At 65.8% G+C, this 25,786-nt stretch carries 25 protein-coding genes; 13 read left to right on the top strand and 12 right to left on the bottom strand.

Going from position 1 to position 25,786, the window contains the following annotated elements:
- The first annotated feature begins 22 nt into the window (after positions 1-22).
- Complete coding sequence (locus AQZ49_RS12365; RefSeq protein WP_067616136.1) at positions 23-1,033, top strand: zinc-dependent alcohol dehydrogenase family protein; 1,011 nt, start codon at positions 23-25, stop codon at positions 1,031-1,033.
- A 223-nt stretch (positions 1,034-1,256) separates the two neighbouring features.
- Here AQZ49_RS12365 and AQZ49_RS12360 read toward each other — a convergent pair whose 3' ends face one another.
- The 5 genes from AQZ49_RS12360 to AQZ49_RS12340 are packed head-to-tail and all read right to left on the bottom strand — an operon-like array spanning position 1,257 to position 6,559.
- On the bottom strand, positions 1,257-2,099 hold the full coding sequence (locus tag AQZ49_RS12360; RefSeq protein ID WP_231739210.1) for an HAD-IIA family hydrolase: 843 nt from the start codon (positions 2,097-2,099) through the stop codon (positions 1,257-1,259).
- Entirely contained in the window at positions 2,096-3,565 is a 1,470-nt protein-coding gene (locus AQZ49_RS12355; protein WP_067615981.1) for a biotin carboxyl carrier protein, read from the bottom strand. Before AQZ49_RS12355 ends, AQZ49_RS12360 begins: the two co-directional genes overlap by 4 nt.
- The gene (locus AQZ49_RS12350; protein ID WP_067615979.1) at positions 3,562-4,896 is read right to left on the bottom strand and encodes an acetyl-CoA carboxylase biotin carboxylase subunit; all 1,335 of its coding nucleotides are present in this window, start codon (positions 4,894-4,896) and stop codon (positions 3,562-3,564) included. Before AQZ49_RS12350 ends, AQZ49_RS12355 begins: the two co-directional genes overlap by 4 nt.
- Positions 4,893-5,348: an acetyl-CoA carboxylase biotin carboxyl carrier protein gene (locus AQZ49_RS12345; protein ID WP_067615977.1), complete on the bottom strand. Its 456-nt coding sequence runs from the start codon at positions 5,346-5,348 to the stop codon at positions 4,893-4,895. Before AQZ49_RS12345 ends, AQZ49_RS12350 begins: the two co-directional genes overlap by 4 nt.
- Entirely contained in the window at positions 5,345-6,559 is a 1,215-nt protein-coding gene (locus AQZ49_RS12340; protein WP_067615975.1) for a Tm-1-like ATP-binding domain-containing protein, read from the bottom strand. Before AQZ49_RS12340 ends, AQZ49_RS12345 begins: the two co-directional genes overlap by 4 nt.
- A 356-nt stretch (positions 6,560-6,915) precedes the next feature.
- Here AQZ49_RS12340 and AQZ49_RS12335 point away from each other — a divergent pair, with 356 nt between their 5' ends.
- The 7 genes from AQZ49_RS12335 to mdlC all read left to right on the top strand — a co-directional run bounded on the left by AQZ49_RS12335 (position 6,916) and on the right by mdlC (position 15,675).
- Positions 6,916-9,516, top strand: a complete 2,601-nt coding sequence (locus AQZ49_RS12335) for a TonB-dependent receptor (RefSeq protein WP_067615973.1) — start codon at positions 6,916-6,918, stop codon at positions 9,514-9,516.
- Positions 9,517-9,590: 74 nt separating this feature from the next.
- Positions 9,591-10,127 carry a 2,4'-dihydroxyacetophenone dioxygenase family protein gene (locus AQZ49_RS12330; RefSeq protein ID WP_067615971.1) on the top strand — a complete coding sequence of 179 codons (537 nt, stop codon included), beginning with the start codon at positions 9,591-9,593 and terminating at the stop codon, positions 10,125-10,127.
- 13 nt (positions 10,128-10,140) lie between these two features.
- On the top strand, positions 10,141-10,671 hold the full coding sequence (locus AQZ49_RS12325; RefSeq protein ID WP_067615970.1) for a 2,4'-dihydroxyacetophenone dioxygenase family protein: 531 nt from the start codon (positions 10,141-10,143) through the stop codon (positions 10,669-10,671).
- 11 nt (positions 10,672-10,682) lie between these two features.
- On the top strand, positions 10,683-11,741 hold the full coding sequence (locus AQZ49_RS12320; protein ID WP_067615967.1) for an aromatic ring-hydroxylating oxygenase subunit alpha: 1,059 nt from the start codon (positions 10,683-10,685) through the stop codon (positions 11,739-11,741).
- 19 nt (positions 11,742-11,760) lie between these two features.
- A complete protein-coding gene (locus AQZ49_RS12315; RefSeq protein WP_067615965.1) occupies positions 11,761-12,762 on the top strand; it encodes an alcohol dehydrogenase catalytic domain-containing protein in 1,002 nt (333 codons plus the stop codon).
- A 46-nt stretch (positions 12,763-12,808) separates the two neighbouring features.
- Positions 12,809-14,110, top strand: coding sequence for an MFS transporter (locus tag AQZ49_RS12310; RefSeq protein WP_369819122.1), 1,302 nt, complete (start codon positions 12,809-12,811; stop codon positions 14,108-14,110).
- Positions 14,110-15,675, top strand: a complete 1,566-nt coding sequence (mdlC, locus tag AQZ49_RS12305; RefSeq protein ID WP_067615961.1) for a benzoylformate decarboxylase — start codon at positions 14,110-14,112, stop codon at positions 15,673-15,675. The genes AQZ49_RS12310 and mdlC overlap by 1 nt, the downstream gene beginning before the upstream one ends.
- A gap of 3 nt (positions 15,676-15,678) precedes the next feature.
- Here the strand turns inward: mdlC and AQZ49_RS12300 are convergent, their stop codons facing one another.
- The 3 genes from AQZ49_RS12300 to AQZ49_RS12290 all read right to left on the bottom strand — a co-directional run bounded on the left by AQZ49_RS12300 (position 15,679) and on the right by AQZ49_RS12290 (position 19,497).
- Positions 15,679-16,431, bottom strand: coding sequence for a LytR/AlgR family response regulator transcription factor (locus AQZ49_RS12300; RefSeq protein WP_067615959.1), 753 nt, complete (start codon positions 16,429-16,431; stop codon positions 15,679-15,681).
- Entirely contained in the window at positions 16,424-17,788 is a 1,365-nt protein-coding gene (locus tag AQZ49_RS12295) for a sensor histidine kinase (RefSeq protein WP_067615957.1), read from the bottom strand. Before AQZ49_RS12295 ends, AQZ49_RS12300 begins: the two co-directional genes overlap by 8 nt.
- A 185-nt stretch (positions 17,789-17,973) precedes the next feature.
- The gene (locus AQZ49_RS12290; protein WP_197411023.1) at positions 17,974-19,497 is read right to left on the bottom strand and encodes a fumarate hydratase; all 1,524 of its coding nucleotides are present in this window, start codon (positions 19,495-19,497) and stop codon (positions 17,974-17,976) included.
- 163 nt (positions 19,498-19,660) lie between these two features.
- Between AQZ49_RS12290 and AQZ49_RS12285 the strand changes: the two genes are divergently transcribed.
- The 4 genes from AQZ49_RS12285 to AQZ49_RS12270 all read left to right on the top strand — a co-directional run bounded on the left by AQZ49_RS12285 (position 19,661) and on the right by AQZ49_RS12270 (position 22,663).
- On the top strand, positions 19,661-20,251 hold the full coding sequence (locus AQZ49_RS12285) for a protein-L-isoaspartate O-methyltransferase family protein (protein ID WP_067615955.1): 591 nt from the start codon (positions 19,661-19,663) through the stop codon (positions 20,249-20,251).
- Positions 20,252-20,256: 5 nt separating this feature from the next.
- A complete protein-coding gene (locus AQZ49_RS12280; protein ID WP_067615953.1) occupies positions 20,257-21,735 on the top strand; it encodes a TolC family outer membrane protein in 1,479 nt (492 codons plus the stop codon).
- 83 nt (positions 21,736-21,818) lie between these two features.
- A complete protein-coding gene (locus tag AQZ49_RS12275; protein WP_067616129.1) occupies positions 21,819-22,295 on the top strand; it encodes a DUF2497 domain-containing protein in 477 nt (158 codons plus the stop codon).
- Positions 22,295-22,663, top strand: a complete 369-nt coding sequence (locus AQZ49_RS12270; RefSeq protein ID WP_067615950.1) for a (2Fe-2S) ferredoxin domain-containing protein — start codon at positions 22,295-22,297, stop codon at positions 22,661-22,663. The genes AQZ49_RS12275 and AQZ49_RS12270 overlap by 1 nt, the downstream gene beginning before the upstream one ends.
- Here the strand turns inward: AQZ49_RS12270 and AQZ49_RS12265 are convergent.
- Positions 22,647-23,261 (bottom strand): lysophospholipid acyltransferase family protein, encoded by a 615-nt coding sequence (locus tag AQZ49_RS12265; protein ID WP_067615948.1) that lies wholly within the window; start codon positions 23,259-23,261, stop codon positions 22,647-22,649. The genes AQZ49_RS12270 and AQZ49_RS12265 overlap by 17 nt on opposite strands.
- Positions 23,262-23,373: 112 nt before the next feature.
- On the opposite strand from AQZ49_RS12265, the gene AQZ49_RS12260 reads away from it, so the two are divergent.
- A complete protein-coding gene (locus AQZ49_RS12260) occupies positions 23,374-23,733 on the top strand; it encodes a DUF983 domain-containing protein (RefSeq protein WP_082701736.1) in 360 nt (119 codons plus the stop codon).
- Here the strand turns inward: AQZ49_RS12260 and AQZ49_RS12255 are convergent, their stop codons facing one another.
- Genes AQZ49_RS12255 through AQZ49_RS12245 form a run of 3 tightly spaced genes read right to left on the bottom strand, consistent with a single transcriptional unit; the run spans position 23,734 to position 25,762 of the window.
- Entirely contained in the window at positions 23,734-24,417 is a 684-nt protein-coding gene (locus tag AQZ49_RS12255; protein WP_067615946.1) for a glutathione S-transferase family protein, read from the bottom strand. It abuts the gene before it with no gap.
- Positions 24,417-25,052 carry a 3-oxoacid CoA-transferase subunit B gene (locus tag AQZ49_RS12250; RefSeq protein WP_067616128.1) on the bottom strand — a complete coding sequence of 212 codons (636 nt, stop codon included), beginning with the start codon at positions 25,050-25,052 and terminating at the stop codon, positions 24,417-24,419. The genes AQZ49_RS12255 and AQZ49_RS12250 overlap by 1 nt, the downstream gene beginning before the upstream one ends.
- Positions 25,052-25,762, bottom strand: a complete 711-nt coding sequence (locus AQZ49_RS12245) for a CoA transferase subunit A (RefSeq protein ID WP_067615944.1) — start codon at positions 25,760-25,762, stop codon at positions 25,052-25,054. Before AQZ49_RS12245 ends, AQZ49_RS12250 begins: the two co-directional genes overlap by 1 nt.
- Positions 25,763-25,786: the final 24 nt, after the last annotated feature.

Below are 25,786 nucleotides of genomic sequence, written 5' to 3'. Positions count from 1 at the left end.
ACCGATGGGTGGGAGTGCGACGATGCGGCAGTGGATCATCAACCAGGGGGCAACCTCGCTCGACGGCCTGCATCTGCGCGATGTGCCAGAGCCGGTGGCGGGGCCGGGCGAAGTGCTGGTGCGCGTGCGCGCCTGTTCGCTTAACTATCGCGATCAGGCGATCCCGCTGGGCCGCTATATGGGCGGGCCGGTCGCCAGCGATACGGTGCCCTTGTCCGATGGCGCCGGAGAGATTGTCGCGCTGGGCGCCGGGGTCACCGGCTTTGCCGTGGGTGACCGGGTGGCCGGGCTGTTTTTTCAAGGCTGGCACGATGGCCCGCCCTCGGCGGGCATGGGCGTGGCGCTGGGCGCGGCGGGCGCGCCCGGCATGTTGCAGGATCTGGTGGCGCTGCCCGCCGGCGGGGTGATCGCCATCGCCGGCAGCCTGAGTTTCGAAGAAGCCGCCTGCCTGCCCTGTGCCGGGGTAACCGCGTGGAACGCGCTGATGGCCGGGCCGCGCCCGCTCAGGGCGGGGGGCAGCGTGCTGGTGCTGGGCACCGGCGGGGTGTCGCTGCTGGCCTTGCAGATCGCCAGGGCGGTGGGCGCCACCGTGGTCGCCACATCATCGAGCGATGCCAAGCTGGACCGCGCCCGCGCGCTGGGCGCGGATCATCTGATCAATTATCGCAGCGTTCCCGAATGGGGGGCCGAGGCGGCCCGGCTGACCGGGGGAATCGACCATGTCGTCGAAGTCGGCGGTGCAGGCACATTGGCGCAGTCGATCGCGGCGGTGGGCTATGCCGGGGAAATCGCGCTGATCGGCGTGCTGACCCGCGAAGGCAACACCAGCCCTCACGGCCTGATGTTCAAGGGCGCATCGATCCGGGGCATTTTCGTCGGATCGCGCGCGATGGCGCAGGGGCTGAACGATCTGGTCGACGCGCATCGGATCAAGCCGGTAATCGACCGCCGCTTCGATATCGCCGATGCGTTGTCGGCCTATCGCTACCAGTCCTCGCCCGACTTGTTCGGCAAAGTGGTGATTACATTGTAGCCGCGCCTGATCCGCCAACCCAAATCCTCCCCAGAATGGGGAGGGGGACCAGCGAAGCTGGTGGAGGGGCCCCGCCGGATTGCGCAACGTCGCGAAGATGGACCATGGTGCCGGGGGTTATGGCGCTTATTTTCAATGTTTTACCCAGCCGCGAAGCCCCTCCACCACCCTTCGGGCGGTCCCCCTCCCCGTGCCGGGGAGGATCGAAAAGGGGCAATGTTGGCTAGATCAGGTCATGCAGTGCCCGCAGCGTTTCGATGATCGCATGCGGGCGCTCGGCGGGTTTCAGGGTGGCGAGGGCGGCGGGCTTCATGATGCCGGTGGTCATGCCGATGCCGGTGGCGCCCACGGTGCGGGCCATGCGCATTTCCAGCGCGGGGTCATCGCCGACGATCACGATCCGGCCCCGGTCGGCGCGGGCGATGCCCATCGCGTCGGCGGCGGTGTCGAACGCGGTGCGCGAGGGTTTGCCCAGCACTTTGGCGCGCTTGCCGGTCATCGCGGCGATCATCGCGTTGATCGCAAAGCTGGCGCCGATCGCGCGGCCATGCGCGGTGGCGAAAAACGGCACGTGGCTGGCGGTGGTGACCAGCGCACCGTCCCACACCGACTGGCACGCCGCTTCGAGATCGGGAAAGGTGAATTCGCGGAACCAGCCGGTATAGACCGCCTCCACCTCGCTGGCGCGTTCGGCGGGGCCGATGCAGGTGATCCCCGCCTCGCGCAGTGGCGCGGCCACTCCGGCATTGCCCAGCACGCGTACGCGGCGGATGCCCCGCTTCACGAACCATGCCGCTGCCGATGACGACGGCGTCATCATCTCTCCATCGGCCAGGTCGAACCCGGCCGATCGCAGCGACCGGGCATAGGCGGCGGGCGGCTTGGCGGTGCCGTTGGTGAACACGCACAGCGGAATGCCGCGTGCCTTGATCGCCGCCAGCAGTTCGATCGCGCCGGGCAGCGCGCGATGGCCGCCGCTGGCCGCATCGCCCAGCGCGATCGTGCCGTCCATGTCGAAAATGAAGCCGCTGGCCTGGCGCACGCGGTCGGCGATGTCGGGGGTCACAGCGAGGCTCCGGCATGAAGGGCGATGCGCAGGCCGGGGCGATCGATCACGATATCGCGCGCTGCCGGGCGCGCGGCGAGTTCGCGCAGCAGTTTGAACAAGGGCGCGGCTTCGGGCGTGTATGTCGCGCGGCTGCGCCCGGCGGCCAACATGGCATCGACCTGATCGCCGGGCATCACCGCGCGCAACAGGAATTCCTCGTCGGGCATGTGGTGGCCGAATGTCTTGCGCAGATCGCCCAGCGCCGGAAAATCGCCCTCGTTGGCCAGTTCACGCGCGCGCGGGCGATCGAGAATGGCTGCCTCCACCGCGCGATCGACCGGGCGCGTCGGCTTGCCGAACTTGCCCATCACATAGCGGATCACCTGATCGCTGACCTGGGCATAGCGGCGATCGCCGATCACGTTGAACAGCGCCTGGCTCATCACCATCTGCGGAAACGGGGTGACCATGATCGGATGGCCGAGTTCGGCGCGCACTTGTTCGGTTTCGGCAATCACCGCCGCCAGCCGGTCGCCCATGCCCAGTTCCTCCAACTGGCGCCGGGTGGTGGTCATCACCCCGCCCGCGATCTGGTGGCGCAGGAAACTGGCGTCGAACGCCTGCGGGGTGCCGGGCGGCAGACCTTCGGCAAAGGCCAGGCGCGACCAATAGGCGGACAACTGGCGCAAAGTCGCACGGTCGATCGCCACCTCGTGCCCTGCCTCGATCAGGTTGGCCACCATCCGCTCTGCCTCGGGCAGCGAAGACCCGTCGCCGCCCGGCCCGATGCCGACATGGATTGCCGAAATGCCCAGCTTCGCCGCCTCCAGCGAAGACAGTTCGCCCAGCCCCAGCGTGTTGTGCGCGTGGATTTCGAGCGGACGATTGCCAATTGCCGCCCTGACCGCCGGGGCCAGCGTGCGCACGCGATCGACCGACAGCAGCCCGCTGGGGTCCTTGATATAGAACAGGTCGATGTCGGGGCTGGCCATCAGGGCGCGGGCAAATCCGGCATAGAACGCATCGTCGTGCACATCGGACAGCGTGAAAGTCAGCGCGGCCATCACTTCGGCCTCGCCCTCCTGCTTGATGATCCGCGCAGCCGCGATCACGGCGGGCACTTCGTGCATCGGATCGAGCACGACAAACCGCCGGATGCCGCAATCCTGCAAACAGCGATAGACCAGCCGCATGAATTCGGGATCGGCCTGTTGCCAGGCGATGAAGCGCAAGCCGGTGGTGATCAGTTGCAGCGGCGTGGTCGGCATCGCCGCGCGCATGCGCCGGATGCGTTCCCACGGGTTGTTGCGGAAATAGCGTACAGCCACCGCCATATGGCTGGACGAGGTGAAATCGACCGCGCGAAACCCGGCCCGCTCGGTCAGCGCGGCGGCCTGCAGCATATGCGCGGTGTTGAGCCCGGTCGCCCCCCACAGCGACTGGTTGCCGTCGCGCATGGTTACATCGACAAGCTGGATGGTCATGCGGCCAGACCTTCAAAGAACCGCGTATCGACGCCGCCGGTGACAAACCGGGGGTCGGCGACAATCGCGCGGTGCAGATCGCGCGTGGTATCGACCCCCTCGATGGTCAGGTGGTCGAGCGCGCGCGCCAGCAGCGCGACGGCCTGCGCGCGGGTGGGGGCGGCAACAATCAGCTTGCCGATCAGCGAATCGTAATAAGGCGGCACTTCGCCCCCGCTGGCGATATGGGTGTCGATGCGGATGCCCGACCCGGCGGGCCAGGCCGCGCGGGTCACCCGGCCCGGCGAGGGGCGGAAATCGGCGCGCCAGTCTTCGGCGTTGATACGCACTTCGATCGCGTGGCCCAGTGGCCGGATATCGCCCTGCCGCAGCGACAGCCGCGCACCGCCGGCGATCAGTATCTGCTGTTCGATCAGATCGACCCCGGTGATCGCCTCGGTCACCGGATGTTCGACCTGGATGCGTGCGTTCATTTCCAGAAAGTAGAAATCAAACGTTTCGGCATCGACCAGAAATTCGACCGTGCCCGCGCCTCGATACCGCAAGTGGCGCGCCAGGTTGACCGCCGCCACCTCGATCGCGGCGCGCTTGTCGGCGGGGATCGCGGGCGCCGGGGCCTCTTCGACCAGTTTCTGGAACCGGCGCTGGATCGAACAGTCGCGCGTGCCCAGGTGGATCGCCTCGTGCCCGTCGCCCAGCACTTGCACTTCGACATGCCGACCGCGCGCGATGAAGCGTTCGACATAGACGCGTGGATCGCCAAACGCGGCCTGTGCCTCGGCCATCGCCATATCGATCTGCGCGTCGAGCTGGTCGGGCGCATCGACCCGCTTCATCCCGCGCCCGCCGCCGCCCGACACCGCCTTCAACAACAAGGGATAGCCGGTGTGCGCCGCCTGCGCGCGCGCCGCCGCCTTGTCTGCCGCCTCGCCGCCCGGCACCACCGGCAGCCCTGCCGCAATGCCCACCGTGCGGGCCATCAGCTTGTCGCCCATCGCGGTCAGGCTGGCCAGATCGGGCCCGACAAAGATCATCCCCGCCGCCGCCACGGCCTGGGCAAAGGCGGCGTTTTCCGACAGAAAGCCATAGCCGGGGTGCACCGCATCGGCGCGCCCCGCGCGGGCCGCCGCGACCACCGCGGCGACATCGAGATAGGATTGCGCCGATGGCGCGGGGCCGATCACCACCACTTCGTCCGCGCTCAGCGCGGGCAGGCTGTGGCGATCGGCCTCCGACACGCCCAGCACGCTGACCAGCCCCATCGCGCGCGCGGTGCGGATGATGCGCAGCGCGATTTCGCCCCGGTTGGCAATGAACAGCCGCCGGATCATGGTGCAGTATCGTCCAACCGCATCAGCACGGTGCCTTTGGCCACCATCGTGGCATTGTCGACCAGCACTTCGGCGATTGTCCCGTGGGCGCCCGCGTGGACCGGGTTCATCAGCTTCATCGTCTCGATGATGCCGACAACTGTGTCGGGACCGACGGTTGCGCCCGGTTCGACAAACGGCGGCGCGCCTGGCGCCGGGGCGCGATAGAATGTGCCGGGCAGCGGGGCGCGGATGCCCGGCCCGGTGTCGGCGGTCGCTACGGCTTCGACCGTTGCGGCGGGCGCCGCATCCTCGCCAAAGGTCCACTCCTGCGTAAAGCCATCGCCGTCGCGCGCCACGCGCAGGCGAAAGCGGGCGGTGGTGACATCGAGCCGCTGATAGGCGGTGCCATCAAGAATCGCCGCGATTTCGGCGACATCCTCGGGCGACAGCGGCAGATCGGGCGTGCTCATGCGGCGATCATCCGGCGGGCGGCGGCGATGATGGCGTCGGCGAACGCCGCGTCGTTGAAATGCGCGTCGACCGCCGTCACCGGCACATGTGCTGGCATCATCTGTTTGAGATATTCGGCAAACGGGCCGGGCAGGCTGGTGTCCTGGATATGCCCGGTGGGGCTGTCATGGCTGGAAAACCCGTGCAGCGGGGTGAACACTTCGACCGGGCCGCGCGCGTCGGCCACCAGTGCAGACAGATGGTCGGCCAGCACCTGCAATTCGGGCAGGCGCGTGCGCACCGCGGTCAATTGCGGGTTGTGCTGGTGATAGCGGGTGTCGGGAAACTGCGCGCGCGCCGCCTCGATCGGTCCGGCGATGATGAAATCGGCGTTGCCCGGCGCCCAGATCGTCGGCACACCCCTGGCCATGCCCGCCTTGCCGCGATCGGGCCCGCCATCGGCCAGACCATGGTTGAGATGATCGATGATCTCGGTCACCGACAGATCGAGCACCAGCGCCACATCGCGCTCGGCGGCAATGCTGTCGAGCGTGGCGCCGCCCGCGCCCGAGGAATGGAACACCATCACTTCGGCGCCATCGGCTTCGAGCGCCTGACGGATGCGGCGAGTGCCCTGTTCGGTGGTGCCGAGCGTGGTCATCAGCACCAGCGGCTTGTCCGCAGTGCGCGCCGGGTCATAGCCTTTGGCCATGCCGGCCACCGCCAGCGCACCGTTGCGGAACACCTCGCGGCTGATCGAATTGATCCCGGCGATGTCGGTCACCGCGTTCAGCATGGCGATATCCTTCACCCCGACATAGGGCGCGGTGAAACCCGATGCCATGGTCGAGATGATCAGTTTGGGCAGGCCATAAGGCAGCGATTGCATCAGCGCCCCGGCCAGCGCGGTGCCCATCGACCCGCCCACCGCCAGCACGCCCGACACCGGGCGTGCCGCGTGCCAGGCATGGGCGGCCTTGATCGATCCCTCGATCATCACCGCCTGGCATTTGCCTTCATGGCCCAGCGCGCGCACCGCTTCGATGGTATGACCGGCAGCCTCGGCCACCTGTTCGGGCGAAATCTCCGCGCCGCCGACGCTGCGCCGCACGCTGGGGTCGAGATGCACCACCTCGACCCCGGCCGATTCGAGCGTCTGGCGGACAAAGCGCGCCTCGTCCTGCTTGGTGTCCTGGGTGATTACCAGCAGGACACTGGGTTTCTCGTTCATGGCAGCTCTCCCGGCCAACCGCTTTTTGTATTTGTTGCATACAAAGTGCAGGCCATCGCCCCCGAGTGCAAGCAAAAACGCGCCCGACGATTGCGCTTGCCGACGCGGCGCAATTCTGTTTGTTTCGCGTACAAACAAGACTCATTGGGGAAGGGGACACGGGAACGACCGTCCATCGGACGCAATCCCTTGCGCGCAGGCAGACGCGCCACACCTGGCAGGCGACCACCCGCCCCGGAATTTTCGCAGTTGACTTCGTTTGCCTCGCATACAAATATGTGAGTGAAACATACAAATGTTCGACACGCATCGAGCGCAGCGGGAAGTTTGCGCCGGTGAACAGGGAGAGTTGCGACATGAATCGACCATCGGGGATTCTTGCGGGCGTTGCGCTTGGCGTGCTGATGACCGGCACAGCCCATGCACAATCCAAACCGGCCACCACGCCCCCCACCGAGGGTGGCATTCAGGAAATCGTGGTAACCGCGCAAAAGCGGTCGGAAAACGTGCAGAACGTGCCGATCGCAATCAGCGCCTTTACCGCCAACGCGCTGAAGGAACGCGCGGTCGGCGACGTGTCGGCGCTGTCGGGCCTGTCGCCCAATGTCACGCTCGATGCCTCGACGCCGTTTTCGGGATCATCGGCGGTGCTCGGCGCCTCGATTCGCGGGGTCGGCGCGGCGGATTTTGCGTTCAACATCGATTCGGCGGTCGGCGTCTATGTCGATGGCGTCTATCTGGGCCGGTCGGTCGGGGCGAACCAGGATCTGCTCGACGTTGACCGCATCGAAGTGCTGAAAGGCCCGCAAGGCACGCTGTTTGGCCGCAACACCATCGGCGGCGCGATTTCCATCGTCACCCACGATCCGGGCGACAAATATCGCTTCATCGGCGATTTCACTACCGGCAGCTACAACCGCATGCAGGCGCGTGCGACGATGGACGTGCCGCTGGCCGACAATCTGACCTCGTCGATTTCGTTCGGGATCCTCAACCGCGAAGGCTATCAGTACCAGATCCCCTATCCCGGCCAATATACCACCGACAGCTTCACCAGCTTTGCCGGGGCCGGGCACAACGGTGGCGATGGCCGGTTTGGCGGCGACAACACCTGGAACATGCGCGCCAAGCTGAAATATACCGGGGTCAACGGCTTCAAGGCGGTGGTCGAATTCGACTATACCCATGTGAACCAGGAATCGACTGCCAGTACGCTGCTCGGCACGGTCAACAACACCTCGACGCCCGCCTATGCCGGTGTCTACAACGCCAGTCTGCTGTCGATCTACAACACCTGTATCTCGCTGCCGGCCTCGGTGCTGGCGCAGACTGCGCTGGCGGGGGTGTGCGGCCCGCGCGGCGGGGTGAACGGGTACAACACGCTGCCTGGGCTCGCCGGGCAGGGGGCCAACGGCTATCAGACATATGGCAACCAGTTCATCACCGGCAACAAGGACACCACGTACGCCACCGGGCAGAACTATTCGCAAGTGTCGCAGTGGGGCGTCGGGCTGACGCTGGAACAGCCGATCGGGTCGGCCACGCTGAAATCGATCACCTCGTTCCGCAAGGTCGATCTCAACGCCGGGACCAACCAGGACGGATCGCCGCTCAACATCCTGATGGTCGATTTCACGGTGGATCAGCACCAGTGGAGCCAGGAACTGCAATTGACCGGCAAGGCCATCAACGACAAGCTGAACTATGTGTTCGGGGCCTATTTTTTCAACGAAACCGGCAACTTGCACGACTATGTCAACTTTGACGACGGCATCTTGCAAGTCGATGGTCCGGGCCGGATCAACACCGACGCGCTGGCCGCCTATTCGCAGCTCGATTACAAGTTCAACGATCTGATCAGCGTCACCGCCGGTGCGCGCTATACCCACGAGCACAAGAATTATTACGGCGGCCAGGCCGATGACAACGGTCTTAGCTACAAGCTGCCGTTCGATCTGACCCCCAGCGCGGCCGGCGCGGCGCAATTGTGCGCGATGGAGCCGACCGCCTGCTTCCCGGTCAACAACAACAATTCCGCCGGGTTCACCTATGGCGCCAATCTGGGATCGCTGGCGCAATATCTCGACTATTACCCCGCCACACCGAATTCGCAGGATTTCAACAACTTCAGTCCGAAGCTGGGGATCCAGATCCACCCGTCGCAAAACGTGATGGGCTATTTCAGTTGGTCAAAGGGGTACAAGTCGGGCGGCTGGACCACGCGTTTGTCCAACCCGCTGCTGGCCGCGCCCGAATTCGGGCCCGAACATGCGACGACCTATGAACTGGGCATCAAGTCGACCCTGCTCGACCGCAAGCTGCAAGTAAACGCGGCACTGTTCGACACCCAGTACAACGGCATCCAGTTGAACGAACAGATCGGTGCCTCGCCGACCGTGTTCAACCTGGGCAAGGCAATCAATCGCGGCGCCGAACTGGAAACCACCATCGCGCCGGGCGGCGGGTTTACCGTGCAGTCGTCGCTGTCGTACCTCGACGCGCATTACACGTATGTCTGTGGTCAGGGCGGGGTGTACCAGGGATTCTGCAACGGCAATTCGGCCTATATCGCGCCGGGATCGAACCCCTATGAAGCGGGCGTCTATGCCGGGGCTCCGCTGCCCAAGGCACCGCACTGGAAGATCAACGTGTCGCCGCGTTACGAAATCGCGCTGCCCAAGGGCAAGATCGTGCTGCTGGCCGATTGGACCCACACCACCAGCATGTGGAACGATTCGCTCGGCACGTACCTGATCATGCGGCAGGGCACCGACATCGTGAACGGGTCGATCACCTATAAGGCGCCCGACGGCATCTGGGATCTGACCGTGGGTGGCACCAACCTGACCAACCAGCGCTATCTGATCACCGGCGATTCAAACCTGGCCGCAGGCGCGATCACCGGCACCTACAACCGCCCGTCCGAATGGTATGCGCGGGTCGGGGTGCGGTTCTAGGCGCACTGCACGGCATCGGGCGGGGCAGCGATGCCCCGCTCTTTTTCCATCTACTCAGCATCGGGAATTGAGCCATGACCACCATGACCGCGCCCCCGTCCTCAAAGGCCGCGATTGTCGATGTGCCGTTTGCCCATCGAGAGATCGTCGCGCGGCTGAGCCCCGGCGGGCGCTATATCGACGCTCAGTCGGATATCGACAGCCCGTGGGTGCCGTTCGGCGACAAGGCGGCGATCAAGCATCTGGCGTTCGACGTGCGGCAGGGGATCTTTTCCAACATCCTGTGGATCAGGGAACCCGGCGTGATCGGCACGCACCTGCATCGCGGCACGATCATGATGGTTTGCCTCGAAGGCAGCGTGAAATACCTCGAATACGACTGGGTCGCCTCGCCAGGCGGGCTGATCCTCGAAGTGCCGGGCGAAAGCCACACGCTGGTCACCGACCACCCGCAGGGCGTCAAACTGTTTGGATGGATGCAGGGACCGATCGAATTCTACGACGAAAATGCCAATTTCGTCGAAACCACCGACGTGTGGTGGTTCATCAACCACTACGAAACCCACTGCAAGGCGCACGGCGTCCCGCTCAATCCCAAGCTCTATCTGTGAAGGGTCACCAATCATGGCGATGACGGCCCCGCCTTCGGGCGCTTACAAGATTGTCGCGGTTCCCGAACTCTATGGCGACACGATCAGGCGGCTGGGCGTCGAAGGGACCTATGTCGGCGGCAGCGAGGCGGACAGCCCGTGGGTGCCATTTGGCGACAACGCGGCGATCCGCCATCTGGCGTTCGACGTGCGCGACAATGTCTATGTCAACATCCTGTGGATCAAGGGCCCAGGGGTGATCGGCACGCACAAGCATCGCGGCCGGGTCTGGGCGATCGGGCTCGAAGGCAGCTTTCGCTATCTCGAATATGACTGGGTGTGCAAACCGGGCGAATTCATCACCGAAACCCCCGGCACCGCGCATACGCTGGTAACCGATGATCCGGGCGGGATGAAGGCGCTGTTCCACATGCAGGGCGCCAACGAGTTCTACGACGAACACGGGAACCATGTCGAAACGCTCGATGTCTGGTGGTTCATCAACCATTACGAGACATATTGCCGCGAACACGGCCTGCCGATCAACCCGGCGCTCTATCTCTGACAGGGGCGGCCATGCGCGACGCGATGCCAAAGCTGAACGGCCCGCGCGGCACCTATCTGCGCAATGCCTGGTATGTTGCGGGCTGGGCCGATGGTCTGGGGGATGCGCCGCAGGCCCAAGTCTTTCTGGAAGAGCCGGTGGCGCTGTTCCGCGATGGCTCGGGCGTGGCCACCGCCATCGGCGGGCGCTGTCCGCACCGTTTTGCGCCGCTGGGGGCGGGCGTGGTGGTCGATGGCGCCTTGCAATGCCCCTATCACGGGTTGCGCTTTGGCAGCGATGGCGCCTGTGTGTTCAATCCGCATCCGGGCGGCAATGTGCCGCAGGCGGCGGTGCGCGCCTATCCGCTGGTCGAACGCCATGCGCTGCTGTGGATCTGGATGGGCGATCCCGCGCATGCCGATCCGGCGACGATCCCCGATTTCGCCTGGCTGGCCGATCCGCGCTGGGACGTGGTGCGCGGCGCCACCTGTGCAGAGGGGCATTACGAGCTCTACAGCGACAATATCCTCGATCTCAGCCATGCCAATTTCGTGCACCCTGCACTGGTCGCCAGCGCGTTTACCGAGGGCGCGCGGCGGTTCTGGCAAGAGGGCGACACGGTCCACGCGCACTATGCGCAGCCCGATGATTATCTGTCGGTCGGCATTTCCGCGATCCTGGGTACGACCAGGCGCAAGCAAGCGTTCGACGGTCATGTGGTGTGGCATGCGCCTGCGACGCTGTCGTTCGATTTCCGCACCGGAGAGCCCGGCACGCCGTTCGAACAGTTGGGCAACATGCCCTCGCTCCACGCGTTCACCCCGCAAACCGCCGACACCACGCATTATCTGTGGGCCACGGGCCGCGATTTCGCGGTGGGCGATGCGGCGTTTTCCGATGCCATGCGCGGCGCGCTGGAACATGCCTTTGAACACGAGGACATGCCGCTGATCCGCGATGCGCACCGGCTGATGGCCGGGCAGGACTTTTGGGATTTGCGTCCGCTGGTGCTCGATGGCGATGGCGGGGGTATCCGCGCGCGGCGCCAGTTGCGCAAGATGATCGCCGCCGAACAGGCGATACAGTCATGATCGGCAGGGGCCGGGCCCAATGAGGGCCGTGGTCATGCAGGGGCTGGGGCGGCCCCTGGCCATGGCCACGCTGCCCGATCCGACACCGGGTCCGGGCGAACTGGTGGTCCGGGTCGGGCGCTGCGGCATTTGCGGGTCGGACCTGCACATGACCGAAGACGCGACTTACGGCAAACGCGCGGGCGACGTGCTGGGGCATGAATTCGCGGGCGAAGTGGTGGCGCTGGGGCGCGGCACCCAAGGCGTGGCGACCGGCGATCTGGTTTCGGTGATTCCGCTGCAATCGTGCGGCACGTGCGCATCGTGCCTGGCCGGAGAGCCCGCCTGGTGCGCCGGGTTCGGCCTGCAGGGCGGCGGCTATGCCGAATTTGCGGTAACCCGCCCCAACCAGTGCATCAAACTGCCCTGTTCGGTCAGCCTGACCGATGGCGCCATCATCGAACCGCTGGCGGTCGCGTTGCATGGGGTCAGCCTGTCGGGATTGCGCCCGGGAGACCGGGTGCTGGTGCTCGGGGCCGGGCCGATCGGGCTGGCCGTAGCGTTCTGGGCGCGGCGGCGCGGCGCAACGCATGTGGTGGTGCAGGACATTGCCCCGCACCAGCAGGCGCGCGCGCTGGCAATGGGGGCGACCGGGTTTGCCGTGGACCCCACCGACCCGGTCGGCGCCGCAGAGCGTGCACTGGGCGGCAAGGCCGATGTGGTGTTCGAATGCGTGGGCGTGCCCGGCCTGATCGCGCAAGCGGTCGATCAGGTGCGCAATCGCGGCACGATCGTGCTGCTGGGTCTGTGCACGCGGCCCGACACGATCAACAGCTTTGCCATGCTGTCGAAGGAACTGCGGCTGATCACCTCGGCGTTTTTCACGCGCGGCGAATACGAGGCGGCGCTCGATGCGCTGGATGCGGGTGCTGCCGAACCACGCCTCCTGGTGACGGGCACGATCACGCTCGCCGATACACCGTTGCGGTTCGAGACGCTGCGCCGCCGCACCCATGATTGCAAAGTGCTGATTGCGCCCTGATGTCATTGCTATATATCATCACAAAAAATGACCCGGGGGACGATCCTTGACGACGGCGCGCAGCATTCTCGAACATGGTCGCATGCACCCGTTGCAATGGGTGGCGGTGGGTATCACCATCGGCCTCAACGCGCTCGACGGGTTCGATATCCTGTCGAGCGCGTTCGCCGCGCCGGGCATCGCGGCACAATGGCATGTCGGGCGCGAAGCGCTGGGCGTGGTGCTGTCGATGGAATTGTGGGGCATGGTTGCCGGCTCGATCGTGCTGGGCGGCCTGGCCGACATGGTCGGGCGGCGGCGCACGATCCTGCTGTGCCTGTGCGTGATGACGCTGGGCATGGTGATGGCCACCACCGCCACCAGCCCGCTCAATCTGTCGGTATGGCGGCTGATCACCGGGCTGGGTATCGGCGGCATGCTGGCGGCCATCAACGCGGTTGCGGCGGAACTGTCCAATTTGCGCCACCGCAGCCTGGCGATGGCGATCATGGTCATCGGCTATCCGCTGGGCGGGGTGATCGGCGGGCTGATCGTCGGTCAGGTGCTCAAGGGGCAAAGCTGGCGCGCGGTGTTCATGCTGGGCGCGGTGGCCACCGCGGTGTTCATCCCGCTGGTCTGGCTGTTTGTACCCGAAACCCCGGCGTTTCTCGACCAACGCCGCCCGGCCGGGGCGCTGGCGAGGATCAATCGTACCTTGACGCGGTTTGGCTTGCCCACGCTCGACCGGCTGGCGCCGCAAAGCGCCGATGCCGCGCGCGCCAGTGTGCTCGACATTCTCAAACCCGGCCTGATCGGCACGACGGCCGTGCTGACGCTGGGGTACTTCTTTCACGCCATCAGCTTCTATTTCATCCTGAAATGGGCGCCCAAGATCATCGCCGATCTGGGCCATTCGCCCAGCCAGGCGGCGGGCGTGCTGACGGCGGCCAATCTTGGCGGGGCGCTGGGCGGCGCCTGTTTCGGGGTGTTCATGCACCGTTTTGGCATCAAGCGCCCGACGCTGATCGCGCTGCTGGCATCGGCGGCGGGGATCGCCGCGTTCGGCCTGCATGACAAGGCGTCGAGCCTTTTGGTATGGTCGCTGGCCGCATCGCTGGGCATGGTCTTTGCCAATGCCGCGATCGTCGGGTTCTATGCCAGCTTTGCGGCCGGCTTTCCCACCCATGTGCGCGCGACCGGCACCGGCTTTGCGGTGGGCATCGGGCGGTTCGGCGGGGCACTGTCGCCGATCCTGGCGGGATATCTGTTCAAGGGCGGGCTGGGCCTGCCGGTGGTGGCCATGGTGATGGGCAGCGGGTCGCTGGCGGCGTTCGCGCTGTTGGCGCGGTTCAGGCTTCAGGCGCGCTGATGACCGCGCCGCACACGGTTCGCCAGGCCACCGTTGCGCTGCTCGATGCGCTGGGCATGACCACCGTGTTCGGCAATCCGGGATCGACCGAATTGCCGCTGTTTCGCGATTTTCCGGCGCATTTCCGCTATGTGCTGGGGCTGCAGGAATCCGTGGTGATCGGCATGGCCGATGGCTATGCACAGGCCACCCGTCGCGCCGCCCTGGTCAATCTGCATTCGGCGGCGGGCCTTGGCCACGGGCTGGGCAACCTGTTCACCGCGTTTCGCAACCAGACCCCGCTGGTGGTGACAGCGGGCCAGCAGGCGCGCGCGATCCTGCCGCACGATCCGTTCCTGTTTGCCGAACGCGCCACCGAATTCCCGCGCCCTTATGTCAAATATGCGATCGAGCCCGCGCGCGCCGCAGATGTGCCGGGGGCGATTCTGCGCGCCTGGCATATCGCGATGACCCCGCCGTGCGGCCCGGTGTTCGTGTCGGTGCCGGTCGATGACTGGGACCGGGTCTGTGCGCCCGTCACGGTGACCATGATGGCGCGGCAGATCGGCGGGGATGCCGCATTGCTCGATGCGCTGGCCGATGCGCTCGCCGCCGCCCGGCGTCCGGCGATCGTGGTTGGCGCAGGCGTGGCGCGCGATGATGCCTGGGCACAGACCGTCTCGCTGGCCGAGGCGCACAATGCCGCGGTGTTTGTGGCGCCGATGGCGGCGCGCAACGGCTTTCCCGAAAACCATCGGCTGTTTCAAGGGTTCCTGCCCGCCTTCCGCGAAGCGATCGTGGCCGCGCTCGACGGGCACGACCTGATCCTGGTGCTCGGCGCGCCGGTGTTCACCTATCACGCCGAGGGTGCCGGGCCGCATGTGCCGCCAGGTGCCGGTGTGTGGCAACTGGTCGACGATCCTGCCGCCGCCAGTGCCCTGCCGGTCGGTACCGCCATCGTCACCAGTCTGCGCCCCGCGCTCGATGCGCTGTTGCGCGCACCTGCGCCGGTGCGGCCCGCGCCGCCCTTGCGCCGGATCGTGCCGCCCGCGCCGGGTGGCCGGTTGCGCGCCGATCAGGCGCTGGCGCTGCTGGCGGCGCATCGCCCGCCGGGCAGCGTGGTGGTCGAAGAAGCGCCCAGCCACCGCGCGACGATGCAGACGCACCTGCCGATGGTCGCACCCGACAGCTTTTACACCACGGCCTCGGGCGGACTGGGCCACGGCCTGCCCGCCGCGATCGGTGTCGCGCTGGGGCGCCCGGGTACGCGCGTGATCGCGCTGCTGGGCGATGGATCGTCGATGTATGCGATCCAGGGACTGTGGACCGCGGCCCGGCTCGATCTGCCGATCAGCTTTGTCGTGCTCAACAACGCGCGCTATCAGGCGCTGCACAGTTTTGCCGAGATGTTCGGCCTGGGCATTGTGCCGGGCACCGATCTGGGCGGACTCGATTTTGCCGGGCTGGCACAGGCACAAGGCGTGGACGCGGTGCGCGTTGACACGGCGGACGATTGGGATGCCGCGCTGGCCCGGTCGTTTGCCACGCCCCGCCCGACATTGATCGAAGTGGTTCTGGACAGATAACGGTCAGCGCCCGGCCATCGCCTTGGCGCGGGGCAGATAAGTCCGGCCGATGCGCAGCGCGCTGCCATCGGCCAGTTCCGCCGACCATACGCCCAGCCCGTCGTGCCGCAGCCCCGCGATGCGGTCGCGGCGCACGATCGTCGAACGGTGCAGGCGGATGAACCGCGCCGGATCGAGCCGGTCTTCCAGCCCCTGAATGGTGTGCAGCATCAGGTATGACCGGTCGGTGACGTGCAAGCGCACATAATCGCGTTCGGCATCGATGCGGTCGATGTCGGCCGCGGCCAGCCGGATCAGCTCGCTGCGATGGGGCACCCAGAATTCTTCCAGCCAGTCGCCCGGTTCCACTTCGGCCGGGGGTGCCGCAGGCGCGTCGCTGGTCCGCCGCGCCAGCGCGCGTTCGACCGCGCGGGTCAGCCGATCCTGCGCAACGGGTTTGAGCACATAATCGACAGCATCGCAGTCGAACGCCTCTACCGCGAACTGGTCGTGCGCGGTGACAAAGATCACCACCGGACGACTGGCGCCTGCAGCCAGTTGCCGCGCCACCGCAAGCCCGTCGATTTCGGGCATCGTCATGTCGAGCAACAGCAGATCGGGCGCCAGCGCCTCGGCCAGCCGCAGCGCCTGCGCCCCGTCGCTGGCAGTGCCCACAACATGCAGCGCGGGGATGCGCGCGGCCAGGATCTGCAGGCGTTCGACCGCCAGCGGTTCGTCATCGACAATCAATGTGCGCAAGGGTTGGAGATCATGCATCGAACGGGCCGCCTTGGTGATGATGGTCGGGGGGCAGCAGCGGCAGCGTCAGCGTGGTGGCATAGCCTCCGCCGGCGCACGGCCCGCTGTGCAACGATGCGTCCGCGCCATAGCGCGCGGCCAGACGGCTGCGCACATTGGCCAGGCCGATTCCGGTGCCGGCTTCGTGCCCGGTCTTGCCCGGGCCGTCGTCGGCCACGGTCAGCACCAGTTGCCCGGCATGGCTGCGCGCGGTGATCGTGATGGTCACCGCGCGGGTGGTCGCGGCAACCGCATATTTGATCGAATTTTCCACCAGCGGTTGCAGGATCATCCCCGGCACCGGGGCATGGGCCAGATCGCCGGGCACGTGATAGACCGTCTTCAGGCGGTCGGGAAAGCGCACCGCCTCGATTTCCAGATAGTGACGCTGCAGCGCGATTTCATCGTTCAGCGGCACTTCGGCACTGGGTTCGGCGGCCAGGCTGTGGCGGTAGAAACTCGACATCGTCTGGATCATCTGCTCGGCCGCCGCCGCGCGCCCGGTCATCACCAGCGCCGACAGCGAATTGAGCGTGTTGAACAGGAAATGCGGATTGACCTGATAGCGCAGGGATCGCAATTCGGCGGCCTTGGCAGCACGGCGATATTCGCCTTCGCGGCGTTCGGCGGCGCGCACCATTTCGGCATTGCCCAGCGCCAGATAGAGCGCCGCCCAGGCGATCAGCAGGAAATAACGGCCCAGCGCCACATCGGTCAACTGGCGCCACAGCCCTTCCTGCTCGACCGGATTCTGGATCACCGTGATTGGCCGCGCCGGGCTGGCCGACGGGGCCGTGTCGGGGGTGTCATCATCATCAAGATCGACCAGCATGTTGCCCGACGGATCATGGGCGATGCGCAGTTTGGTGTGCGGGGGGCTGGGCGGGACGGGGGGTACGGGGGGTACGGGCGATGCCGGCATTGGTGGCGGGGGTACCGGCGGCACGGGCATTGGCGGCATGGACTGATTGTGGGTCTGGTCGCGGGCCTGATCGTGGGTCTGGTCGGTCAGCCGGGCGATCATCTGCGCTTCGACCGGGGCAAACGCCTGCTGGTTGACTATCGCCAGCGCCAGCGCGGCGGGCAGCATGATCACCAGCGCCGCCGCCAGTCGCACCGACGTGGCGCGCCCGTCGAATTTGCGCAACAGCGGCCAGGCCAGCATCGTCACGACAATCCCGGCCAGCGTGACCAGCGCACGCCGCCACAGCATGTCGCTGAATTCGCCCAGTTCCACCACCAGCGCGCGCATCGTGATCAGCACGAAATAGCACAGCCACAGCGCAACCGCCGATGCCAGCACCTGTCGTGCGGGAACGTGGGGTACGTCGTTCATGCGATCCTCTGCCAGGCGGAAGGGACGCACACATCATTCGAAAAGCTGGCCATCACCTGACGTCTAGAACGAAAGGCCCCGATTGCGCCAGTGCGGCAATCGGGGCCCATCAGTCGTTGGTCGAATGGGGAGCGGGCCGGTGCGGCCTTCAAAATTCGCTCTTCCGCGAATTTTGAATCAGATGCTCAAACCGGCAGCAGGCCCTCGGCGGCGATCTTTTTCTTCCACACCAGCGGGGCCAGTTGGTGGACATTCTGGCCTTCGGAATCGACCGCAACGGTCACCGGCATGTCCTCGACGGTGAATTCATAGATCGCCTCCATGCCCAGATCGGCAAAGGCGACCACTTTGGACTGCTTGATCGCGCGCGACACCAGATAGGCCGCGCCGCCGACTGCCATCAGATAGGCCGACTTGTGATTGGCGATCGACTGGGTGGCCGCCGCGCCGCGTTCGGATTTGCCGACGCTGGCGAGCAGGCCCAGATCGAGCATCATGTCCATGAACCCGTCCATCCGCGTGGCGGTGGTGGGTCCGGCGGGACCGACCACTTCGTCGCGCACCGGATCGACCGGGCCGACATAATAGATCACGCGCCCGGCAAAATCGACCGGCAGTGGTTCGCCCTTGGCCAGCATGTCCTTGATCCGCTTGTGCGCGGCATCGCGCCCGGTCAGCATCTTGCCGTTGAGCAACAGGCGATCGCCCTGTTTCCAGCCCTGCACGTCCTGCGCGGTCAGCGTGTCGAGATTGACGCGCTTGGCCGCCGCATCGGGCGCCCAGTGCACTTGCGGCCATTCGTCGAGCCGGGGCGCTTCGAGATAACTGGGCCCCGATCCGTCGAGCGTGAAATGCGCATGGCGGGTGGCGGCGCAATTGGGGATCATCGCCACCGGCTTGCCGGCGGCATGGCACGGCGCATCCATGATCTTGACGTCGAGGATGGTCGACAGCCCGCCCAGCCCTTGCGCGCCGATGCCCAGCGCGTTGACTTTGTCGAAGATCTCGATGCGCAGCCGCTCGATATCGGTCTGCGGCCCGCGCGCCTTCAACTGCGCCATGTCGATCGGTTCCATCAGTGCCTGCTTGGCCAGCAGCACGCAATGTTCGGCAGTGCCGCCGATGCCGATGCCCAGCATGCCCGGCGGGCACCAGCCTGCGCCCATCTGCGGCAGCATTTCGACCACCCAGTCGACGATTGAATCGCTGGGGTTCATCATCTTGAACTTCGACTTGTTCTCGCTGCCGCCGCCCTTGGCCGCCACATCGACGCTGATTTTGCTGCCCTTGACCATTTCGACATGGAGCACGCACGGCGTGTTGTCGCGGGTGTTGCGGCGGGTGAACGCCGGGTCGGCCAGCACCGAGGCGCGCAGCGTGTTGTCGGGGTTGAGATAGGCGCGGCGCACGCCTTCATCGACGACGTCCTGCAGGCTCTGGTCGCTTTCCAGCCGGCAGTTCTGCCCCCATTTGATGAACACGTTGACGATGCCGGTGTCCTGGCAGATCGGGCGGTGGCCTTCGGCGCACATCCGGCTGTTGGTCAGGATCTGCGCGATGGCATCGCGCGCGGCGGGGCCCTGTTCGGCCTCATAGGCCTGACCCAGGGCGCGGATATAGTCCATCGGGTGGAAATAGCTGATGTACTGCAACGCGTCGGCGACACTGTCGATCAGGTCTGCTTCGCGGATGGTCACCATGTTGGCCATGTGTCTTGTCACCTTTGCTGTGGCACGGGCACTCGACGAACGCCCTTACGCCTCGACGGACGACATGCAAATAACTTGGCGCGCGTCGCATGATAATCTAGGGCTTTGGCAACAAGTCTTGTGCGGCGCCAGTGCGTCCGGACATCAGCTAACGAGGGAATTCATGACCTTGGTGCAAGACCGCGTGGGGTTTGATGCGGCACGCCGCGCGATGATCGACAGCCAGTTGCGAGTCAGCGGGGTGAACGATCCGGCCATCCTGACCGCATTTGCCGCATTGCCGCGCGAAGATTACGTGCCCGATGCGGCCCGCGCGATTGCCTATATCGACCGCGCCGTGCCGCTGGGCGATGGTACAGTGCTCGCCCCGGCGTTGACGCATGGGCAGATGCTGACCGCCGCAGTGCCGGTCGCCGACGACCACGTACTGGTGATCGGCAAGCCCGGGACCTATCTCGGCGCGCTCGCCGCGCAATTGGCCGCGCGGGTAACCGTAGCCGCGCCCGACGGCGACTGGACGGCGGCGGCACCCTATTCGCTGGTGCTGATCGATGGCGCGATCGAAGTCGCGCCCGCCGGGCTTGCCGCCGTGCTGGCCGATCAGGGCCGGGTGGTGACGGGCCTGATCGAACGCGGCGTGGCGCGGCTGGCAATCGGTCGTCGTGCGGCCGGCGAACTGGTGTTCACCCGCCTGGGTGAGGCCGACTTTGCCCCGCTGCCCGAATTTGCGGCTAAGAAAAGCTGGAGTTTCTAAACGCAATGCCACGCCGGGGGGGGCAATGGGCGCGGTGGTTGATCGGTGTGGCAATCATCGCGGCGCCGGGATGGGCGCAGGCCGAAACACTGCGCGAGGCGCTGGTCGCCGCCTACAAGAACAACCCCGACCTGGCCTCGGCGCGCGCCACCCAGCGCGGCACCGATGAAAACGTGCCGATCGCGCGTGCGGCCGGGCTGCCCAGCCTGCAAGGTTCGGTAAGCTATACCAAGACCCTCGAAAAGCTGGCCTATGGTGCCTATGATTTCTATCCCACCGACACGTTCCAGGCGAACACTTCGGTAAACGTGCCGCTCTATTCGGGTGGCGGCGTGCGCAGCGCGATCGATGCGGCCAAAGTGCGCGTCAAGCAGGGCCAGGCCACGCTGCGCAGCACCGAGATCAGCGTGTTTTCACAGGTCGTCGCGGCCTATCTCGATGTCACGCTCAACACCGCGATTGTCGCGCTCAACCGCAACAACGTGCAAGTGCTCGAAGTCAACCTGAAGGCGACCAGCGACCGGTTTGAAATCGGCGATGTCACCCGCACCGACGTGGCGCAGTCGAATTCGCGGCTGGCGCAAGGGCGCGCCACGCTGCGCACCGCCGAATCCAACCTGATCGCCGCGCGCGAACATTATATTCAGGAGGTCGGTCATGCCCCCGGCGCGCTCGAAACCCCGCCGCCGCTGATCGGCTTGCCCAAGGCGCCCGATGAAGCGGTGGAATTCGCGCTCGACACCAATCCCGATCTGGTCGCGGCCCGGCTGGCGACCAAGGCGGCGGGCTATGACGTGAAGACCGCCGATGCCTCGCGCCTGCCCAAAGTGGCGATGGTGGGATCGACCGCCTATACCAACTATCTGGGCACCCTGCCCGCGCAGGCGGTCGAACTGGGCACGTTGCCGCACACCGGCACTGCGCAGATCGGATTGCAGGCGACCATCCCGCTCTATCAGGGTGGCTTGCCCAGCGCGCAGATTCGCCAGGCCCAGGCCAACGAAGGCGCCGCCGACGAGCACGAGATTTCGGTCGAACGCGAAGTGATCGCCACCGTGCGCGCCGACTTTGCCGCGTGGCGGGCGGCCAACGATTCGATCGGGCTGAATGAAACCGCGGTTGCCGCGGCGAAACTGAGCCTGGAAGGCGTGCGCGCGGAAAACACCGTGGGCAACCGCACCATTCTCAACATCCTCGATGCCGAACAGGAACTGGTCAACGCCGAGGTCAACCTGGTGACCGCGCAGCGCAACGCCTATGTCGCAGGCTTCAACCTGCTGGCCGCGATGGGCAAGGCGCAGGCCAGGGATCTGGCGCTCGATGAAGACCTGGGCGCCGCGCTCTATGACCCGCAGACGCATTATGATCGCGATGCGGGCGATGCCAACGACTGGCACCGCGATCCCGCTCCGGTTCGTCAGTCGACCCCGACCGACACCACCCCGGCACAGGACGCCACGGTTCCGCAGCGCGCGCTTCCGTGATAATGCGCCGTGACAAAGGCTTGATGGGGCGGTCGATTCGGCGTTAGCTGCGGCGGTCTTTGCGGTTCGGGGATAGAATGAGCATGCGCCAGGCGGGTGAACCCTCAGTTGAAGAGATTCTTGCGTCGATCAAGAAAGTGATCGCGCGCGACAACCGCGTGGAAACCGCGCGGCGCGACCCAGCCGCCAATACCCAATCCGCCAATGCCCATTCCGCCGGTGCCGATGCCGCGTTGCGCGACCGTTTCGACGTGCTCGACCTGAGCGAGGTGGCCGCGCAAGTGCTGGGTGCCGAACCGGTGGCCGACACCGGCGCCGACAGCCCGCTGCTGAGCGAAACCACGGTGTCGACGATGCACGATTCGCTGGCCGCGCTGGCGATGCTGTCGGCCCCTGGTGTGCAGCCGCAGATCGTGCGTTCGGGCGAAACCTCGCTTGAAAGTCTGGTGCGCGAAATGTTGCGTCCGATGCTGGCCGAATGGCTCGATCAGCACTTGCCGCCGCTGGTCGACCGGCTGGTAGCGGCCGAAATCGCCCGGATCGTGCGAAAAAAGGCATGATGGCAAAGGCCGATCGCGTTGCCGAGGCCGAAAGCGCGCTGGCCAAACTGGGCGGTTTCACGACGCAGCGGCACATTTTCCTGTGCGTCGATCCCGAAAAGGACAAGTGTGCGCCGCGCAAGCAGGGCCAGCAAAGCTGGTCCTATCTGAAACGGCGGCTGGGCGAGCTAGGGCTGGGCGGATCGGCGGGTGTGTTGCGCAACAAGGCCGGGTGCCTGCGCGTCTGTGTCGCCGGGCCGGTCGCGGTGGTCTATCCTGACGGCGTCTGGTACCATTCGTGTACCCCGGAGGTGCTCGAACGGATCATCGTCGAACACCTGGGCGAAGGCCGCCCGGTCGAGGAATACCGCCTCAATCCGCCGACCTGAGCGTGCCGAAATCGCGGGTCGCGCGCTCGGGATGGCGCGGGGTGACATCGCGATAGGCCTCGACCACCAGTTTCATGTCGGCGGCGTAATCGCCGGTGGGCATGATCGCCGGGCCCAGGCCGCCGGTGCGTCTGGCATAGTCCATCATGCCGATCACCATCGGCACCCCGGCGCCGAGCGCGATATGGTAGAACCCGGTCCGCCAGGTGCCGACTTTGCTGCGCGTGCCTTCGGGCGCGATGGTCAGCGCAAAGCGGTCGCGCCGTGCGAATTCGGCGATCATCGCCGCCACCATGTCGTGACGGCCCGACCGGTTGACCGCAATACCCCCCATGTCGCGCATGAAGCCGCCGATCGGCCAGCGGAACAGGCTGTCCTTGGCCATGAAATGCAGATCGAGCCCAAGTTCGCCCGCCAGCCCCAGGAAATAGACGAAATCCCAGTTCGACGTGTGCGGCGCGGCAATGATCACATAGCGCCCGCCCGGCGGCGGCGTGCCCACCGCGCGCCAGCCCTGGCGGCGGTAAAACGTCAACAGCGCCGCGCGCGTCCATCGCGACAGCGTGCCGATGGCTGGTGTGCTGGTCGTCTCGATCATGCCTCTCCCCCGCGCGCGGCCTTACACGGCAATGCGCGCCAAGTCGAACGGCTTGCCGGGCCATGGTGCAATGGCCTACGGTCCCCCCAAATCAACGCGCGGGAGATGCAGCATGGGCTTGCTCGGCAATGAAAAGCTCAGGTTCATCGTGCGGTCGGGCTGGCGCGGCACTTGTCCCAGATGCAGCCAGGCGTCGATGTTCCGGGGCTGGCTCAAACTGGTCGATCGCTGTCCCGCCTGCGGGCTCGACTATGGCTTTGCGCATGCCGACGATGGCCCGGCGTTCTTTGCGCTGTGCATCACCGCGTTTCCGCTGGTGTTCGTCGCGGTCTGGCTTGAGGTCACGTTTTCGCCGCCCTGGTGGGTTCACGCGCTGGTGTCGGCGCCCATCCTGGCCCTTGGTTGCCTCGGTTCGCTCCGCCCGTTCAAGGGCTGGCTGGTCGCCTCGCAATATGTCAACGACGCGCCGTGATCATTGCGCGCGATAGTCGGCGGTGACGCGGCCGCACCGCGCCAGATCGGCCTCGTGCTCGGCCTCGCGCCAGGTTTCGGTCAGCGCGGCGCGTTCCCATTCGACCATCGCCGGGTGGGCCAGCACGGTTTCGACCCATTGCGCGCCTTTGGCACCGACATTCAGCCCATACGTGCGGATGCGGAACGCGACCGGGGCATAGAAGGCGTCGGCGGCGGTGAAATCGGCACCGGCCAGCCAGGGCCCGCCGAACCGATCAAGCCCTTCGGCAAAGATCTCGGTGATGCGGGCCACATCGCGCGCCAGATCGGCAGGGATTTCGGCCAGCGCGGCGCGCACGCCCACATTCATCGTGCAGCGGTTGCGCAGCGCGGAAAACCCGCCGTGCATTTCGGCCACCACGCATTGCGCAAAGGCACGGGCAGTGGGGTCGGTCGGCCAGATCCCGTCGTGGCGATCGGCCAGGTACAGTGTGATACCCAGCGAATCCCACACCGTGACATCGCCGTCGATCAGCACGGGCACTTGTCCACTGGGCGAAAAGGCGCGGAATTCCTGCCAGTTCACCGGCTTTGCAAAGGGCTCGATGCGGTCTTCGAAGGCCATTCCCAGCGCACGCATCAGCACCCACGGACGCAGCGACCAGCTTGAATAGTTGCGGTTGGCGGTGACCAGCGTAACCATCACGCCACGTAATGCGCGGTGGTCCTGGCGGCCACGTCTTGCGCGGTGACGCCGGGGGCCAGTTCAACCAGATGGAACGGGCTGGCATGATCCGGGCGCGCAAACACCGCAAGGTCGGTGACGATCATGTCGACCACACCCACCCCGGTCAGTGGCAGGGTGCAGGCGGGGATGAACTTGGGGCTGCCGTCCTTGGCGTTGTGTTCCATCACCACGATGATCTTTTTGACGCCCGCGACCAGATCCATCGCGCCGCCCATGCCCTTGATCATCTTGCCGGGCACCATCCAGTTGGCGATGTCGCCCGTTTCCGACACTTCCATCGCGCCCAGCACGGTCAGGTCGATATGCCCGCCACGGATCATCGCAAAGCTGGCGGCGCTGTCGAAATAGGCCGATTGCGGCAGTTCGCTGATGGTCTGCTTGCCGGCGTTGATCAGGTCGGGATCAACGTCTTCGTCATAAGGGAACGGGCCGATGCCCAGCATGCCGTTTTCCGATTGCAGCGTCACCGTCATCCCGGCGGGGATGTGGTTGGCCACCAGTGTCGGGATGCCGATGCCCAGGTTCACATAGAACCCGTCCTGCAATTCGCGCGCGGCGCGGGCGGCCATTTCGTCGCGGGTCCAGGGCATCATGCGTTCTCCCGTGCGCGGGTGGTGCGGAATTCGATCTTCTTGTCATAGGGCGCGCCGACGATCAGGCGCTGCACATAGACACCGGGCAGATGGATGGCGTCGGGGTCGAGACTGCCTGTGGGCACGATCTCTTCGACTTCGACCACACAGATCTTGCCGCATTGCGCGGCCGGCACGTTGAAATTGCGCGCGGTCTTGCGGAACACCACGTTGCCGGTTTCATCCGCCTTCCACGCCTTGACCAGCGCCAGGTCGGCAAAGATGCCGCGTTCGAGGATGTAGTCCTGCCCGTCGAAATTCTTTACTTCCTTGCCCTCGGCCACCAGCGTGCCGACGCCGGTCTTGGTATAGAAACCGGGGATGCCCGCGCCGCCTGCGCGCATGCGTTCGGCCAGGGTGCCCTGCGGGCAGAATTCGACCTCAAGCTCGCCCGACAGATATTGCCGTTCGAATTCCTTGTTTTCGCCGACATAGGACGAAATCATCTTCTTGACCTGCCGCGTGCGCAACAGCTTGCCGATGCCTTCGTTGTCGATCCCAGCGTTGTTCGAGGCAAAGGTCAGATCCTTCACGCCCGCATCGCGCACCGCGTCGAGCAGCCGTTCGGGCACGCCGCACAGGCCAAAGCCCCCGCACGCAATCAGCAATCCGTCGCGCAACACGCCGTCAAGCGCGGCTGCGGCGTCGGGATAGAGCTTGTTGGCCATGAATCTCTCCCATCGAGTTGGCGC

The organism is Novosphingobium sp. FSW06-99, assembly GCF_001519065.1.
Classification (GTDB): Bacteria; Pseudomonadota; Alphaproteobacteria; order Sphingomonadales; family Sphingomonadaceae; genus Novosphingobium.
The sequence above is the reverse complement of the archived record's forward strand: the minus strand, read 5'-3'. Positions and strand labels throughout refer to the sequence as shown.